Here is a 697-nt window from a genome sequence, read left to right as displayed (position 1 = left end):
AGCTAACCGGTCTGTGTACTCACACGCCTCACAATGAATCGTGCGGAGATGCGAGCGCCTGACGCGGTGTTGGTCATCTGCTTCACGGCGCAATGACACCCGTGCAGCCAGGCGGATAAGCCAGGACATGCGCTTCGGATGCACGGACAACAACAAGGCCACCACTTGGTCCAGTTCGTTGTAGAAGTCCTGCAAAGCCTTCATGCGTTTCAGCATGAAGTCCCGCTCCGGTGTCGGATGGGCCGACTCGGCGATTTGGATACTCTCGTCCAACATGCGGAATGACTCGTTAAACTCCGGCTTTTGGCGACGGGCCAGAACGCGCTGGGCGATGAGCCAGAAATCCGGTTCAGCTTCGAAGTAGACGCGCCGGTCCCCAGGGCGTTGCAGACGCCGGACCATCCCGAGTTGCTCAAGTGTCCGGATGGCCACGCTCACGTTACCTTTCGTGACCCCAAGTGCCTCGGCCAATTCGTTCAGGCTCATCGGGTGTTCGGAAAGATACAGAGTGGCGTAGATCTCACCGGTGATCTTTCCAACACCCCAAAAGGCGCTTTGCCGTCCTAGGGCTTCCATGAGTCGTTGCCGGGCCCTGTTGAGGGTATCGTCCATCGACGTAACTCCTTACATGATGTTTAATTTATTCTAAACGAAGCGAATAAAAGCGACAACAAAAAGGTTCCACCAAGTCCGTGTC

At 56.0% G+C, this 697-nt stretch carries 1 protein-coding gene; it reads right to left on the bottom strand.

The window, feature by feature from the left end; translation table 11 throughout:
* A partial coding sequence (locus AS26_RS13640; protein ID WP_062310674.1) for a GbsR/MarR family transcriptional regulator occupies positions 1-612 on the bottom strand: 612 nt, incomplete at its 3' end.
* Between the last annotated feature and the right edge of the window lie 85 nt (positions 613-697).

The organism is Alicyclobacillus sendaiensis NBRC 100866, assembly GCF_001552675.1.
Lineage (GTDB): Bacteria > Bacillota > Bacilli > Alicyclobacillales > Alicyclobacillaceae > Alicyclobacillus > Alicyclobacillus sendaiensis.
Note: the sequence above shows the minus strand (reverse complement) of the source record. Positions and strands in the feature narration are given on the sequence as shown.